Below are 15,841 nucleotides of genomic sequence, written 5' to 3'. Positions count from 1 at the left end.
GTTTTTAATTTTGAAAAAAGCTTTATTTCTTTTACTAGATGAATTTGCAGATTGGGAAGGAGCATATTTATCTTCAATTTTAAATCAAGATGATAATTGGTCTGTAAGTACTATTTCTTGTGAAGAAAATGTATCTTCTTTAGGTGGTTTTTCTGTTTTGGTAGATTATATTATTGGCGATGAACCTAAAGATTATGATCTGTTAGTTATGATTGGAGGTAATTCTTGGGATAATGATTCTGAGAACCTTTTAAAATTTGTTGAGGAAGCATTTAATAAAAATATAGTAATTGGTGCTATATGTGGAGCAGTTGATTATTTAGCTAGAAATGGTTTTTTAAACAAATATAAACATACTGGTAATTCGGTTTATATTTGGCAAAATTATAAAAAATATAAACCTGAGAATGAATTTTTAGAAAAGCAAAGTGTTGTTGATAATATGCTTATAACAGCAAATGGTACAGCATCACTTGAATTTACTGAATCAATTTTAAGAGAGATTGATTTTGATTCTGAAAAAAGTATTGAAAAGACAATATTTATGAATAGTTTTGGGTTTTATAAATATTGTGAAAAATACGGAAATCCATATTTATAAAGTTGGGTGTATTTGGGTTTTTAGAAACGAGTTGAAAACGAGTTTCTTCTTGTCTTGATAAAAATCAAAATCTATTTTTCTCTCAGGCTTAAAATTTGCCCCTTATTAGCTCATCTTTAAATTTAAATGATATTTTATACCTTAAAATAAATTTCAAGGCTAAAAACACCCTTAAAACGCAAATTTTATTTTTAATCGCACCAGTGTGATTTTTATTTTTTTCACACTGCCCAGTTACATGCAAATAAAACTTTCCAATTTTTTTGCATGTTTTTCTGGGTAAACGTGCCGTTTAATCGCTAAAAGTGGTTCTGTTGCAAAGTTGAATTTATAGTATAATTTTAACAAAAAGGAGTCTTCTGTATGAACTACTTCAGATATAAACAATTTAACAAGGATGTTATCACTGTAGCCGTTGGCTACTATCTAAGATATGCATTGAGTTATCGTGATATATCTGAAATATTAAGGGAACGTGGTGTAAACGTTCATCATTCAACGGTCTACCGTTGGGTTCAAGAATATGCCCCAATTTTATATCAAATTTGGAAGAAAAAGCATAAAAAAGCTTATTACAAATGGCGTATTGATGAGACGTACATCAAAATAAAAGGAAAATGGAGTTATTTATATCGTGCCATTGATGCAGAGGGACATACATTAGATATTTGGTTGCGTAAGCAACGAGATAATCATTCAGCATATGCGTTTATCAAACGTCTCATTAAACAATTTGGTAAACCTCAAAAGGTAATTACAGATCAGGCACCTTCAACGAAGGTAGCAATGGCTAAAGTAATTAAAGCTTTTAAACTTAAACCTGACTGTCATTGTACATCGAAATATCTGAATAACCTCATTGAGCAAGATCACCGTCATATTAAAGTAAGAAAGACAAGGTATCAAAGTATCAATACAGCAAAGAATACTTTAAAAGGTATTGAATGTATTTACGCTCTATATAAAAAGAACCGCAGGTCTCTTCAGATCTACGGATTTTCGCCATGCCACGAAATTAGCATCATGCTAGCAAGTTAAGCGAACACTGACATGATAAATTAGTGGTTAGCTATATTTTTTACTTTGCAACAGAACCAAACTATTTTAGTAGTGTATAGATTTTATAAAGTATAGGTCTAACTGGTTTGATAAAGTCCCCTATATATTCTTCTACGTGAGCGTTGAATCCTGATTTGAATTTTTGAACACCAAAATCTTCAGCATTTTCACTGAAATCGCCCGTTATACCATAAAAGTTATAACGATTAATATTATGTTCTTTTGCAAATTTTATCATTTCCCATTGTAGTCTATATGCGCCCATATAAGGATTATATTTAGGGTTTGATCCACTAGAAAGATAATAAACTTCATGGTCATTAAAGATATATAAAGAAGCTGCTAAATCTAGTATCATGCCATCTGTTTCAATTAAGGACTCTGTTTCGGAAACCTTTCTTTTTTGTGCTTTTATTTGTTGTAATTCTTGTTCATATTTATTTTTACTTTTTTTAGAATCAGGATTAGCTTCCAAGTTAGTCTTGGTTTGTTCTAAAGTGTTATTTAGTTTGTCTAAATGATTGTTTTGTTTTATTAAGAGTTCGGACAAATCAATATAAGCTAATTTTAACATGCTGTTATTGTGATAAATTTTTTGCATTTGTTCAAAATACTCTTTACCTCTAAATGTAAAGCCATGTTTTTCTTCTGCCATTTTAAATAGTTTGAAAAATGTATCGGTTTCTTCTATAGGCAATGTACGGACTTTAACATCCATTTCATATGTTTTCTTAATATTTCTTCTCGTTTGATAATCCATATCTTTAAGTAATTGATCTTCTGTTTTATTTTTCAAATCAAGAACAGATAGCCAACGAATTTGGCTCGTTTGAGAGTATCCAACCGTATATCCTTGGTGTTTATAGCCCAAATCTTCCATAGTTTTAAGTAAAGGTCGATTGTTATAACTTTCTAATATTTCTCCTTGAGTATTGCGTATGTTTTCTAATGTATAAGGATCAGTTAAAACGAATAAACCACGATTTTTTTTCAAATATTTAGTTAAGTGCTTATAGAAAAATCTCACTAGCTCGTAATTATTAAAATCTAAAACAGGTCCACGATGTGTGTAAAAGTATTTAAAAAACTTCAAAGAGCGTGCTTCAGTCAAAAGACAAGCTGCTAATATATTATGTTCGTTATCTTTAACCCCAACTAAATGGACGTCCTTTTTATGGGTATTTTTGTAATTGAAATGATTTGAACTTTGCGTATAGTGAGAAAAATGCTTATTAGTAAAGATTTCAAATTCATTTACTTCTAATTTAGTAAAGTACACGATAAACCTACTTTCTTAAGATGATATTGCGCTTTCATATGTATATTACAAAAAAAGCCAAGCACTTTAAAAGGCTTGACTTAAAAATGAAACTCAACGGAGGGAGAAGGATTCGAACCTACGCAAGCGCAAAGCTCCTAATTAATAATAAATATTAATTTCCCTTAAGCCAGACTTGGGTATCCCTCCAAAATTTAACTGCTTTTCCATCATATACTTTTTAAATAGAAATGTAAACCACCTTATTACAAACTTAAATTGATTATCATTTTAAATAGATTGTATATATCATGCACGATCACTACCTATAATTAGTTGATTATGTAAACTAAACAAAAAGCCCTAAACACTGTTAAATCAGTGTTTAGGGCTTTAAACTGTATTTATCCAATATACGAAATTTATACATTGCTGTTTTTGTACGTTTTCATAGATTTTCATAAGGTTTTATTATTTATAAATATACATAATGTCATTAACAATACCATTATGCTATATTATACTTATAAAGTACTTCCTGTGCGATGTACAAATGAATATTGCACTTTTTGTTCTTACAATTTTCATTTGTCCGATTATCACAGGGATAATTGCAAATTATCTTTATGATAAGTTCAAATGATAAAAAGAAAACCCCCACAAAGCTTTGGTCGGCTGTGGGGGTTTTTGATGTACAAAGAACATTTCACTTTTTGTTAAGTTCAGTATATCGTGTATATTCTCTTTTGTAAAAAATTTTCTCGTTGTATCTCGATCATCTACGTTGCTTCTCGTTACTTTGCTATAAGTAAATAAAGAACTATTTATCTTGTTAGTTTTTTTTCTTGAATAATTTTGAAAATAAAGACTGCTTTTGTTCATTTTGATTTGATATTTTTGAATCAAAGATATTCTCTTTTTCATGCACGTTATCTGTTTCTATTTTTTCGCTATTACCTAATATATTTTGGCTATTTAAATTCAAAGATTGTTCTTGTTTTAACGCAATTGTTAAATCGTCAATTTGTCGATTTTTTTGTCGAATTTCTGATTCTAAATGCTCAATATATTTATCAATATAGCTATCATAATTGATTGTTATACCCTCTTTTTTATTTGACGATTCGTTTGTCGATTTTTGACAGTTTGTTTGATGATTTTCTAGCTCCGAGTGTTTATATTGTTTATTTACTTTTGACGATTTATTTGATGATTTTTTATTCAAGGTGTTTTTTAAATAGCTCATAATATCATCATCAATTAATGCTTTGTTACCCATTTTTCTTATGTTTAAATGTGGAGGTAATTTTTTTAAATGATAATGGATTGTCTGTTTAGATACATTTAATATCTCTGAAACTTCTTTTACAGTTTTCATTAACTAACACGTCCTACTATGTTTAATCCATTTGAGATTGTTTACTTTTATTCATTTTTTCTAAAAATGCTTGTCGTTCTTCTTCAGTATATTCAGCGTTTTGGTGGTTAGTTGTTTGGTGTTTTTTTAACCATGCTGGTGTTATTTCACGATTTAAGTTTTTCTTTGAAAAATTTTTATTAGCCATATATGGTTGCCGTTTCGAGTGAATGCGTTTTTCAGGGGTAAAAGAAAATTCTAACCATTCAATTTTACGTCCTTTTTTCGCTTTGATTTTAGTAATATTAAGTTCTTTAAATATAGATCCCAATTCTTTAATTATTGGTGTTAAAACCTTTTGATTAATATGAGTCATTCTATAACTATCAGGAACATCTAAAAGTTCTTTAAAATCATCAATTTGTATTTTAAAGTACCCTGTATGTTTATATTGTTTTAGAAGCCTAAACATATTTTTAGAATATGTAGATTTAAGATGTGTCATTTCTTGTAACTCAAATTTAGTGAAATTCGCTGTTATATCATTTAAAAGGTTCTGTTGCAAAGTTGAATTTATAGTATAATTTTAACAAAAAGGAGTCTTCTGTATGAACTACTTCAGATATAAACAATTTAACAAGGATGTTATCACTGTAGCCGTTGGCTACTATCTAAGATATGCATTGAGTTATCGTGATATATCTGAAATATTAAGGGAACGTGGTGTAAACGTTCATCATTCAACGGTCTACCGTTGGGTTCAAGAATATGCCCCAATTTTATATCAAATTTGGAAGAAAAAGCATAAAAAAGCTTATTACAAATGGCGTATTGATGAGACGTACATCAAAATAAAAGGAAAATGGAGTTATTTATATCGTGCCATTGATGCAGAGGGACATACATTAGATATTTGGTTGCGTAAGCAACGAGATAATCATTCAGCATATGCGTTTATCAAACGTCTCATTAAACAATTTGGTAAACCTCAAAAGGTAATTACAGATCAGGCACCTTCAACGAAGGTAGCAATGGCTAAAGTAATTAAAGCTTTTAAACTTAAACCTGACTGTCATTGTACATCGAAATATCTGAATAACCTCATTGAGCAAGATCACCGTCATATTAAAGTAAGAAAGACAAGGTATCAAAGTATCAATACAGCAAAGAATACTTTAAAAGGTATTGAATGTATTTACGCTCTATATAAAAAGAACCGCAGGTCTCTTCAGATCTACGGATTTTCGCCATGCCACGAAATTAGCATCATGCTAGCAAGTTAAGCGAACACTGACATGATAAATTAGTGGTTAGCTATATTTTTTACTTTGCAACAGAACCAACTTTTTCTTGCAGTGCTTTAGCTTTAAATTTCGTTTGTAGTATATCCCAAAGTCTTATTTGAGGTTCAATACTCATAAATGACGATAGCTTTTGAGCGTTGTCACGACTGAGATTTCCAACTATTGTCATAGCGTCAAAACTTAATTTAGGATTTTGTGGGTGCACAGAATGCACTCCTAACCGGCTATTAGAGTATCCGGTTTTAGAAAAATTTAAGTTTTCGTTTTCTAAGCTTTGTTTTGCCTGAATTTCTTCTGCTTTTTTAATCATAAAAAAACAACTCCTTAATTTAATTTAAGAAGTCGCTCACCCGAATATATATCTTGAAGAATAAACTTATATCGTTTAATATCTAGATATACAAGATATAAAAAAACAACTTAGTGTTTTTTCTAGGTAAGTCGCTATCACAAACTTTGGCGAGGGAGTGAGCGACTTCTTTTTATTTTGTTATTAATATAACACTATCAAAAGACTTGGTCTAATCAGATCAGGTCTTTTTTTATTTAAGCATTTGTATTATCTGGTAAACAGTTAAAACTACTAAAACACCAAGTACATACTTACTTGCTATAAAATTCTCAAAAGCTTCTCTAAATTTCATTTCTTCAACTCCTTTTATTGCTTTATTCCAATTGCTTTATTGACGTTGAGCCTCGGAACCCTTAACAATCCCAAAACTTGTCGAATGGTCGGCTTAATAGCTCACGCTATGCCGACATTCGTCTCCAAGTTTAGTTAAGGGTTCTTCTCAACATCAATAAATTTTCTCGGCATAAATGCATGTTTACTGTAAAATTGATACTGATACAAATAAAAAATAAAAGGATCGTTGCAAATGAAAAATACTTAGAATAAAATTAAATAAAATACGAAAATTAAAAGGAGTTAAAAATGCCTTATATTTATTTAATAATATCCATAAGTACTGAAGTTATTGGAAGTGCATTTCTTAAATCTTCAGAAGGCTTTTCAAAATTTATACCATCCTTAGGAACAATAATTTCATTTGGAATTTGTTTCTATTTTTTAAGTAAAACAATGCAACACCTACCACTAAATATAACTTATGCAACTTGGGCGGGACTAGGTTTAGTCTTAACAACCGTAGTCTCAATAATTATTTTCAAAGAACAAATAAATCTAATAACTATAGTATCTATAGTTTTAATCATAGTCGGCGTAGTTTCGTTAAACATTTTCGGAACATCGCATTAATTGCTTTATTCCAATTGCTTTATTGACGTTGAGCCTCCGAACCCTTAACAAACCCAAAACTTGTCGAATGGTCGGCTTAATAGCTCACGCTATGCCGACTTTCGTCTGCAAGTTTAGTTAAGGGTTCTTCTCAACGCACAATAAATTTTCTCGGCATAAATGCGTCGTCTTTATAAAGTGTAGCCATCATCTCGTTCATCTTCAAAAATAATTTCTGGTTCATGCCTTTGATATTTTTTCTTAAAGAATTGTTCATCGTTATCATCTACAATCATTGTTTCTCGCATTTTTGAGCTTTCTAAGTGATTATCAATATGGTTAATCAACGAATGATATGTTTCTTCTTTCATCACACCTTTAATCAACTTAAACACATTGTTAAATAGTTTATACGAACGGTTTAACTCTTTTTCTTTTTCTTGATTTTGTTCCAATAAATTATTATAACTATCCGCTAAATCATTGTATTCATCTATTACTTTTCCATTTTTAATCTGTTCGTCTAATAATCTATCTTCTAATCTTTTGTTTTTTTCCTCAAAATCTTTTAAAGCCTTTCCGCTTTTAATATATTCATAATCATCAGTAATGAGTTGAGAAGCTTTTACTTGTTCCTGCAATAAATCAAATTCATTTTTATCAATAACGACGTTACCTGTTTCCTGTGTTTCTTTGTTGAACAGTCCACCAACTTTTTCAGTTTCAAGCTCATATGGGACATTTATAGGCTTTTTTAGAACATCTAAAGCATTTTGATACTGTTCCATTACTTCTTCGCTTTCTTGCTTTATACGGTCTAATTTTCGGCTCTCATGCTCATATTCTTCTTTGTGATAATCTGTTAAATTTTTATAACGACTTATCTGCTCATGTCGTCTCGGTGTAACGCCCCTTGTTATACCTCTACTCAAGTCATAACCACAACTATTGATATGTTCGTTAAATCTATCTTGAAATTCAGTTAGTGCCTTTTTATTACCTAAAACCTCTTTCGCACTCAATCGACCATCTTCTGTAATCGGAACTACCCCATAATGCATATGAGGTGTTTTTTCGTCCATATGCACTGTTGCATATAATAAATTATCTTTTCCATACTCTTGTTCTAAAAACGTTTTAGCATGTTCAAAAAACTGCTTTGTTTCTTCAAGTGTTTGATTTTTAAAAAATTCATTACCAGATGTAATTAAACCATCAATATGTTTTACTGCGTCTTTTCTAATTTTGCGTTTCCCATTATAATTTTGTTCAATTTTCTCATCGATTTTTTGATTATAATCAATCGGACTATCATTGACTAAATCATAATTTAAGTATGATTTTTCTAAATCAATATCCATATTTTCATAATTTTTATTTTGTCTTTGTACATGTTTTTGAATACCTTTTGTATTCGTTTTTGATTTTACTTTAGCAACTCTGATAATAGAATACGGCATATTAAAATCCCTCCACTGCACATGTTTTTGCGTAGCTTTATTTATTAAAGTATAACACACTAGACTTATTTTATAAGTCGTTAGTTCGTGTGCTCTGCGAGGCTCAAACATGTTTTTGTGTGAACACAAAAAATAGACGTGTAAATCACACACGTCTATAAATTCAAAACCAAATTCAAAATCAAAACAAAAGTAACCAAAAATGTGGTTGCTAATAAAATTAATTCTCATAATTATTACGAATAAAATTCTCAATATTTTTTTCGTAATTTGGATAGTTATAATTTCCTAAACAACTTACTTTATTTGAATAATATTTAAATAATTCACAACAAAGCTTAAAAGATTGGTATGTCTTTCTATATCCATTCATCTCAAAAGTAGCTAAAAACATATTGAATTCTTTATCAGTTAAATATTTGTTTATAAACTTATAATTCTTTCCTAAACTAAAATCAAAACCCCTATTAAAGCCAATATACCAAGAAATCATTCTTAATAATTCAGGACGTAAAATATTATTGAAATGATCTAAAGCAAATAATATTTCTCTTCTAAAAACACCCTTTGCTACATACGTTGAGACACTCCAAAACTCATTACAGCAATCATAAAATTCTCGTTCTGTTGGTTTTTTTAACCAATAATTTGAGTCATCTGGAACAATTTCTTGAATTACTAAATTATCTTTATCAACTAAAATTTTTACAAGACCATCAGAATCACTAAAATAACGATTTAAATCTTTTAAATTAATTAATGTAATATCCATTTTTATGCCATCTTTAAAATACATTATATAACTGTAACCATAATCTAAATCAGGTGGGAATAATTCCATATCTTCTGGTTTCTGTATAAACAATAATTCTCCAAATAAACTTAACCAACTTTCTTCATGTGTGAAACACTCAATATCTGATACGAAAAAAGCAAAATCATAATCTTGAAACTTATCTTTTTTTATATTTTCATTAGTTCTTGAACCCTCGAGAGCAATAATTTTTACATTGCTTCGTTGATAAGCAAATTCAGAAACTAAATTTAAAATTTCTTTTTCAGTCCTCATTGTTTTTTCACTCCCAAAATCTAAATTCACGCTGCCAAAAATCAATCTGCTTTTGCAATTGTTTTTCGTTTTCTCGTAAAGTCAATTTCATTATTTCAGTTAAATCAATTGGAGATATTTCTTTGATTATTTTTTTATATTTATATTTAGTTCTCTTATTCAATTCTCCCCATTTGCCTTCTTCATGAATTAACATGTAAACCATTGCTTGTTCATTTAATTTTTCTGGCGAAGTCCAATCTGGTTTCAAGATATGTAAATCATTAAAACAATCATTCCAATAATCCACCATATCTCTTTTAAGTTCAATTTCTACACGCCATAAGTGTTCAGACATAACTTCAACATCTGCATTGTCTTTACGTTCTTGCTTTTTATTGTAAATTCTAATAAATCTATTGCTATCTCTCACACCAAAATACTTTGTTTCTGGTTTACCATTGCGACCGTAAAAAATAGTTTTCTTAACTGCTTTATCAGTCATTGCATAGTAATCACTCAAATCATCTTCAAAATCAAAAGCTAAATCTAATCTTGTAAAACCGTCATCTTCCATGTAGTCGATGATGTTCTGTTTTAACCAAATCATTTCTTCATGTGTAAGTTTATTTGGATTAAATTCAACACGCATATTACGTCTGTCCCAAGTATCTGCTTTCACTTTGTCGTATTCGATATAAACTTTTTGGTTCTGTTGCAAAGTTGAATTTATAGTATAATTTTAACAAAAAGGAGTCTTCTGTATGAACTACTTCAGATATAAACAATTTAACAAGGATGTTATCACTGTAGCCGTTGGCTACTATCTAAGATATGCATTGAGTTATCGTGATATATCTGAAATATTAAGGGAACGTGGTGTAAACGTTCATCATTCAACGGTCTACCGTTGGGTTCAAGAATATGCCCCAATTTTATATCAAATTTGGAAGAAAAAGCATAAAAAAGCTTATTACAAATGGCGTATTGATGAGACGTACATCAAAATAAAAGGAAAATGGAGTTATTTATATCGTGCCATTGATGCAGAGGGACATACATTAGATATTTGGTTGCGTAAGCAACGAGATAATCATTCAGCATATGCGTTTATCAAACGTCTCATTAAACAATTTGGTAAACCTCAAAAGGTAATTACAGATCAGGCACCTTCAACGAAGGTAGCAATGGCTAAAGTAATTAAAGCTTTTAAACTTAAACCTGACTGTCATTGTACATCGAAATATCTGAATAACCTCATTGAGCAAGATCACCGTCATATTAAAGTAAGAAAGACAAGGTATCAAAGTATCAATACAGCAAAGAATACTTTAAAAGGTATTGAATGTATTTACGCTCTATATAAAAAGAACCGCAGGTCTCTTCAGATCTACGGATTTTCGCCATGCCACGAAATTAGCATCATGCTAGCAAGTTAAGCGAACACTGACATGATAAATTAGTGGTTAGCTATATTTTTTACTTTGCAACAGAACCTTTATTTTTAATACACGTGAAAACTGATAGAATATTTTAGTGTGCAAGGTTATATATTAAAAAACATATTATGTATTAGGTGGTTGTGACATGGAAAGTAAAGAGTTGAAAAGAAATAACAGACTTTATAATAAAAGATACCTTCCAGGTTTAGATGGGTTTAGAGCGATTGCTGTTACAGCTATTATAATATTTCATATGAATCCTAATTGGCTACCAGGTGGATTTTTAGGAGTGGACACTTTTTTTGTTATATCTGGCTATTTGATTACAGCATTATTAATATCAGAATATTACATAACTGGAGAAATTGATTTAATTAATTTCTGGTTGAGAAGGATTAAACGTCTCATACCAGCAGTACTATTTATGCTAACCGTTATTTTAACGTATACAGCTTTTTTTAAGCCTGAGATAATATTTGATATTAAAAAAGATACAATAGCTGCTTTTTTTTATGTATCAAATTGGTGGTATATCTTTCAAGATGTAGATTATTTTAATCAATTTGCCATAGCCCCTTTAAAGCATTTATGGTCTTTAGCTGTTGAAGAACAATTTTATTTATTGTATCCAATATTATTATTGTTTTTAGTGAAATTTAAAAATCAAAATTTCACTTTTCTGATTTTATTCATAATCTCTTTAATATCATTAGAAATGATGTTTTTTCTTTCAAATTCAGAAGGTAATAATTCTCGTGTATACTTTGGGACAGATACAAGATTACAAACATTATTATTAGGAGCATTACTAGCAATTATTTGGCCTCCTTTTAGTTTGAAAAAAAACATTTCTAAAATACAAAAGTATATAATTGATTTATTCGGGATTATCGGGTTAGTAATACTTATATATTTCTTTGTAACAATTAGTGATAAAGATATCTGGATTTATAAAGGTGGATTTTATTTGATATCATTTATTACTCTTTTTATTATTGCTAGTGTAGTACATCCATCTGGTTTATTTGCTAAGAGTTTAAGTAACAGATTGTTTGTTTATATAGGTAAACGTTCATATAGTTTATACTTATGGCATTTTCCAATAATAGAGTTTGTACATAGTTATTTTGTAGCGGGACAAATACCATTTTACGTGTACTTTTTAGATATAATTTTGATGGTAACAATAGCTGAATTTTCATATAAGTTTATTGAAACTCCAATTAGAAAAAAGGGGATAAAAGCATTTGCTTTATCACCATTCAGGTATAAAAAATTTATTAGAACTGCTATATTGATTTTATTATTAATTCCTACCTTCTTGTTGTTCAATGGAAATTTTGATAAATATGCAGAAAAGCATGAAGAAAAAAAAGAAACTTCATTTACTAGTAAGTCTCAAAAAAATAATATTCAAGAAGAAAAAAACATTAAAGAAAAAGAAAAGCAAATAGATTTAAATTCCATACAACCGCTTTTACTAGGAGATTCTGTCATGGTTGATATTGGTAACGTATTTCAAAATAAGGTACCCAATGCAGTGATAGATGGGAAAGTAGGACGTCAATTAATTGATGCCAATCAATTAATTGACGAAAAGTATAGTCATTATTCATATAAAAATCAAGACGTAATTTTAGAATTAGGAACTAATGGCGATTTTACGGAAAGTCAATTCAATCAATTAATCAAAAATTTAGGAGAAGCAAATATTTATTTAGTTACGGTAAGGGTTCCGAAGGAATATGAACAAAATGTTAATAACCTTATTCATAAAGCAGGAGAAAAATATAAAAACGTTCATGTAATAGATTGGCATAAAGAATCTGAAGATCATCCAGAATATTTTGCCTATGATGGTATACACCTTGAATATGATGGTGCCAAAGCTTTATCAAATCTTATTATTGAAAAACTAAAAAGTGTACATAAAAGAGGCTAAGATTAAACAGTTATATAAATTATAATTATTGAACAAATATTTGTTAGTAAGACATTAACTCCTTTTAAAATCGAATTTTTAAGTTTCTAACATATTGCCCTTTTCTAGAAGTAACTACATTTTATTTGTATTACAAAATACTTTTTTTTAAATAATTTGTAATATCAAAGTTATTTTGGTTCTGTTGCAAAGTTGAATTTATAGTATAATTTTAACAAAAAGGAGTCTTCTGTATGAACTACTTCAGATATAAACAATTTAACAAGGATGTTATCACTGTAGCCGTTGGCTACTATCTAAGATATGCATTGAGTTATCGTGATATATCTGAAATATTAAGGGAACGTGGTGTAAACGTTCATCATTCAACGGTCTACCGTTGGGTTCAAGAATATGCCCCAATTTTATATCAAATTTGGAAGAAAAAGCATAAAAAAGCTTATTACAAATGGCGTATTGATGAGACGTACATCAAAATAAAAGGAAAATGGAGTTATTTATATCGTGCCATTGATGCAGAGGGACATACATTAGATATTTGGTTGCGTAAGCAACGAGATAATCATTCAGCATATGCGTTTATCAAACGTCTCATTAAACAATTTGGTAAACCTCAAAAGGTAATTACAGATCAGGCACCTTCAACGAAGGTAGCAATGGCTAAAGTAATTAAAGCTTTTAAACTTAAACCTGACTGTCATTGTACATCGAAATATCTGAATAACCTCATTGAGCAAGATCACCGTCATATTAAAGTAAGAAAGACAAGGTATCAAAGTATCAATACAGCAAAGAATACTTTAAAAGGTATTGAATGTATTTACGCTCTATATAAAAAGAACCGCAGGTCTCTTCAGATCTACGGATTTTCGCCATGCCACGAAATTAGCATCATGCTAGCAAGTTAAGCGAACACTGACATGATAAATTAGTGGTTAGCTATATTTTTTACTTTGCAACAGAACCTCAAATTCTACCTTTTGACCTTCTTCTAAAGATTTGTAACCTTCTGCTACAATACCAGAAAAGTGAACAAATAAATCACTACCGTTTTCTCTTTCGATGAAGCCAAAACCTTTTTCTGCATTAAACCATTTTACTGTACCGTTATTCATATAGAATACCTCCGCGTGCTTTTGCACATAATATTTGTAACAATTTCATTTATAAAAAAGAGGATATTCTAAAAAATACACTACAATTAAATTCACGAGCTTTTATTACGTTAGATTAACTATAAACCTTTTAGAGCGATAAGTAAAGGTTTTTATATAATTACTGTTATATAAGATGAATCTCAATATTGTTTTGAGCTATATAAAAAAGAGCGAGATGTTGCTTTAGTAAAGTCGTTCGAAATACAATTTACGATTAAAAGACTAGGTCTAATTGAAATGCATCTTTTTACATATTTGAGTTATTTCTATATAGTATCAAGACAAGAAGAAACTCGTTTTCAACTCGTTTCTAAACCACGAAAAAACAACTCACTTTTAAACTTTTTGAATCGTTGTTTTATCAAAACCAGAGGCATATTTCAAACCATATCCAATTGCTCTATCCATGCTAATATGGGCTAACCAAATCAACGCAATACCTAACAACAAATTCTCTCCTATCGCTAAATAAAGTAGAGTAATCAATATTGGAATTATATAAGAATGCCCAATATTATAAACATAACTACCAATTTTATTGTTAAGTAAATATCCCAACATAAAGACATCAGGCACTAATAAAAATATTAAAAATAGCCATACTGAAAAACCAAACATAAAATAAACAATCACAGCAGTAATAAAAACAAAAGTATTTTCTAACCTAATCAAATTCCCCATAGAAGCCCTTCCTTTTTATATTAGATTACTAAAAATAATTGCTTTATTCCAATTGCTTTATTGACGTTGAGCCTCGGAACCCTTAACAATCCCTAAACTTGTCGAATGGTCGGCTTAATAGCTCACGCTATGCCGACATTCGTCTCCAAGTTTAGTTAAGGGTTCTTCTCAACATCAATAAATTTTCTCGGCATAAATGCGTCATTTAAAGCTAGTTAATCATCTATACTTAATTTAAAAATTTCTTCTTTCTTATCAGTTAATTCTTTAAATATAATTTTCGGCTTTTTTTCAGAAAGCAATATGTCAAAAGCCTCATTATAGATAGCTTTCGCTTCTTTAGATTTAGATGTAGAAACTCTACTATAAATATTTCCTATCTCTTCAAGTAAACTAGCGCTTTTTTTATAGTAAACTAAGCCGTCTTTATTCGCTTCAAGGTCAACAAAACCATTTCTAATTCCATATTTTAAAGCGTAATAAAGTAAAATAGCCGAAAATATTATATATATAAATATCAAATTAATACCCCCTTTTTTAACAAACTTTATCACAATAGTTATCGCTTTACAGGTCTGTTTTTCATCGTTATAATCTAGTTAAATCCCGTAAGGGCGCACTTACACGTTTGTTCCAAACGGTGCGAAAACCATAATCGACCTTCGTCGATTTTTTATTTCAAAATTAAAGAAACGGCTTGAGATATTCCGAGTAGTTATAAAAATTAATTTGTCTTGAATATTGCTACTACATTCTTGAAAAAGTGATGTAGGTTTATAGCCCATAACTTTTTGAATTCCATCGACGATACGGCGTCGAAAGAAAAATAAAGGCACTCAAATTTTTGTAAGAGTTATGATAAAGTTTGCTAAAAAGGAGTGTTTTATTTTTATGACTATCAAAAAGATTGTGAATGATTTATTGAATAAAAAATGGTCTTTAGAAGATTTGTTTTGGTTAATTTTCATGTGTGTAATATTTAGTACTTTTACTACACCATTTTTAGGTATTCCGATTGGAGTTATTGCTTATTTTTTCTTTTTTTATAAAGATGATGATTTTGATGAGATAGCAGAAAAATATGATTATCAAGACGAGAATAAGAAATAGACCACGCATCTATGCCGAGAAAATTTATTGATAATGAGAAGAACCCTTAACTAAACTTGGAGACGAATGTCGGCATAGCGTGAGCTATTAAGCCGACGATTCGACAAGTTTAGGGATTTTTAAGGGTTCAGAGGCTCGTTGTCAATAAAGCAGTTGGAATAAAGCAATCTTGAATATAACAATAT

Annotated in this window: 15 protein-coding genes, 1 tRNA gene and 3 pseudogenes; 8 read left to right on the top strand and 11 right to left on the bottom strand. The window is 29.6% G+C overall.

What is annotated here, in order from left to right:
* Positions 1-10 precede the first annotated feature (10 nt).
* Entirely contained in the window at positions 11-601 is a 591-nt protein-coding gene (locus tag NST87_RS13220; RefSeq protein WP_046467844.1) for a type 1 glutamine amidotransferase family protein, read from the top strand.
* Between the two features lie 363 nt (positions 602-964).
* Positions 965-1,639 carry an IS6-like element IS257 family transposase gene (locus NST87_RS13215; protein ID WP_001105987.1) on the top strand — a complete coding sequence of 225 codons (675 nt, stop codon included), beginning with the start codon at positions 965-967 and terminating at the stop codon, positions 1,637-1,639.
* A gap of 61 nt (positions 1,640-1,700) precedes the next feature.
* Here the strand turns inward: NST87_RS13215 and NST87_RS13210 are convergent, their stop codons facing one another.
* From NST87_RS13210 to NST87_RS13195, 4 genes and pseudogenes are all read right to left on the bottom strand, one after another.
* Positions 1,701-2,939 (bottom strand): aminoacyltransferase, encoded by a 1,239-nt coding sequence (locus NST87_RS13210; protein ID WP_145395639.1) that lies wholly within the window; start codon positions 2,937-2,939, stop codon positions 1,701-1,703.
* A 97-nt stretch (positions 2,940-3,036) separates the two neighbouring features.
* Positions 3,037-3,128 (bottom strand) — tRNA-OTHER (locus tag NST87_RS13205).
* A gap of 622 nt (positions 3,129-3,750) precedes the next feature.
* On the bottom strand, positions 3,751-4,296 hold the full coding sequence (locus NST87_RS13200) for a helix-turn-helix domain-containing protein (protein ID WP_019467680.1): 546 nt from the start codon (positions 4,294-4,296) through the stop codon (positions 3,751-3,753).
* A 22-nt stretch (positions 4,297-4,318) separates the two neighbouring features.
* A pseudogene (locus NST87_RS13195) lies at positions 4,319-4,855 on the bottom strand (replication initiation protein); the annotation flags it as partial.
* Positions 4,856-4,883: 28 nt separating this feature from the next.
* Between NST87_RS13195 and NST87_RS13190 the strand changes: the two are divergent.
* Positions 4,884-5,558: an IS6-like element IS257 family transposase gene (locus tag NST87_RS13190; RefSeq protein ID WP_001105987.1), complete on the top strand. Its 675-nt coding sequence runs from the start codon at positions 4,884-4,886 to the stop codon at positions 5,556-5,558.
* Positions 5,559-5,616: 58 nt separating this feature from the next.
* Here the strand turns inward: NST87_RS13190 and NST87_RS13185 are convergent.
* Positions 5,617-5,889, bottom strand: a pseudogene (locus NST87_RS13185) (replication initiation factor domain-containing protein); the annotation flags it as partial.
* 624 nt (positions 5,890-6,513) lie between these two features.
* On the opposite strand from NST87_RS13185, the gene qacC reads away from it, so the two are divergent.
* Positions 6,514-6,837, top strand: a complete 324-nt coding sequence (qacC, locus tag NST87_RS13180) for a quaternary ammonium compound efflux SMR transporter QacC (protein WP_015387327.1) — start codon at positions 6,514-6,516, stop codon at positions 6,835-6,837.
* A 170-nt stretch (positions 6,838-7,007) separates the two neighbouring features.
* Here the strand turns inward: qacC and mobV are convergent, their stop codons facing one another.
* From mobV to NST87_RS13165, 3 genes and pseudogenes are all read right to left on the bottom strand, one after another.
* Positions 7,008-8,276, bottom strand: coding sequence for a MobV family relaxase (mobV, locus tag NST87_RS13175; RefSeq protein ID WP_031766525.1), 1,269 nt, complete (start codon positions 8,274-8,276; stop codon positions 7,008-7,010).
* Positions 8,277-8,496: 220 nt separating this feature from the next.
* Positions 8,497-9,345, bottom strand: a complete 849-nt coding sequence (gene str / locus NST87_RS13170; RefSeq protein ID WP_010711054.1) for a streptomycin adenylyltransferase Str — start codon at positions 9,343-9,345, stop codon at positions 8,497-8,499.
* A gap of 7 nt (positions 9,346-9,352) precedes the next feature.
* Positions 9,353-10,033: pseudogene (locus NST87_RS13165) on the bottom strand (replication initiation factor domain-containing protein); the annotation flags it as partial.
* A gap of 55 nt (positions 10,034-10,088) precedes the next feature.
* Between NST87_RS13165 and NST87_RS13160 the strand changes: the two are divergent.
* From NST87_RS13160 to NST87_RS13150, 3 genes are all read left to right on the top strand, one after another.
* Positions 10,089-10,763 (top strand): IS6-like element IS257 family transposase, encoded by a 675-nt coding sequence (locus NST87_RS13160; protein ID WP_001105987.1) that lies wholly within the window; start codon positions 10,089-10,091, stop codon positions 10,761-10,763.
* 148 nt (positions 10,764-10,911) lie between these two features.
* Entirely contained in the window at positions 10,912-12,708 is a 1,797-nt protein-coding gene (locus NST87_RS13155; protein WP_046467848.1) for an acyltransferase family protein, read from the top strand.
* Between the two features lie 233 nt (positions 12,709-12,941).
* Complete coding sequence (locus NST87_RS13150) at positions 12,942-13,616, top strand: IS6-like element IS257 family transposase (RefSeq protein ID WP_001105987.1); 675 nt, start codon at positions 12,942-12,944, stop codon at positions 13,614-13,616.
* Between the two features lie 27 nt (positions 13,617-13,643).
* Here NST87_RS13150 and NST87_RS13145 read toward each other — a convergent pair whose 3' ends face one another.
* The 3 genes from NST87_RS13145 to NST87_RS13135 form a co-directional block, all read right to left on the bottom strand.
* Entirely contained in the window at positions 13,644-13,823 is a 180-nt protein-coding gene (locus NST87_RS13145; protein WP_046467757.1) for a cold-shock protein, read from the bottom strand.
* A 378-nt stretch (positions 13,824-14,201) separates the two neighbouring features.
* The gene (locus tag NST87_RS13140) at positions 14,202-14,546 is read right to left on the bottom strand and encodes a DUF4260 domain-containing protein (protein ID WP_046467756.1); all 345 of its coding nucleotides are present in this window, start codon (positions 14,544-14,546) and stop codon (positions 14,202-14,204) included.
* A 215-nt stretch (positions 14,547-14,761) separates the two neighbouring features.
* Positions 14,762-15,067, bottom strand: coding sequence for a hypothetical protein (locus tag NST87_RS13135; protein ID WP_002487378.1), 306 nt, complete (start codon positions 15,065-15,067; stop codon positions 14,762-14,764).
* Positions 15,068-15,437: 370 nt separating this feature from the next.
* On the opposite strand from NST87_RS13135, the gene NST87_RS13130 reads away from it, so the two are divergent.
* Positions 15,438-15,656: a VraH family peptide resistance protein gene (locus NST87_RS13130; RefSeq protein WP_340721784.1), complete on the top strand. Its 219-nt coding sequence runs from the start codon at positions 15,438-15,440 to the stop codon at positions 15,654-15,656.
* Positions 15,657-15,841: the final 185 nt, after the last annotated feature.

Origin of the sequence: Staphylococcus sp. FSL W8-0271, assembly GCF_038006605.1 — a bacterium.
In the GTDB taxonomy this organism is placed as follows: domain Bacteria; phylum Bacillota; class Bacilli; order Staphylococcales; family Staphylococcaceae; genus Staphylococcus; species Staphylococcus cohnii.
This window is presented reverse-complemented; position numbering and strand designations above follow the sequence as displayed.